Annotated in this window: 1 pseudogene; it reads left to right on the forward strand. The window is 51.2% G+C overall.

Annotation, left to right across the window (positions count from 1 at the left end):
- Window positions 1-246 (forward strand): annotated as a pseudogene (locus tag KK062_RS30480) (basic secretory protein-like protein); the annotation flags it as partial.

Below are 246 nucleotides of genomic sequence, written 5' to 3' on the forward strand. Positions count from 1 at the left end.
TCATTTGATCCGGCCGTAAAAGCTCGTCTGATCAAAACATTCTTTGAGGTATACCCCGTACTGGTAGGCGAATACAACAAAGCCTCCATTAAAGAAGTGACATTCTTTGTTGATACCACCTACAAAGCCGTAGCCGAAGCCGGTGGCGGTCGCGTACGGTTTAGCCCCGGTTGGTTCAAGTCACATCCCGGCGACATCGACGTAGTGACGCACGAGGTGATGCACCTGGTGCAGTCATATCCACAC

The organism is Dawidia cretensis (assembly GCF_018598175.1).
Taxonomy (GTDB): Bacteria; Bacteroidota; Bacteroidia; order Cytophagales; family Cyclobacteriaceae; genus Ohtaekwangia; species Ohtaekwangia cretensis.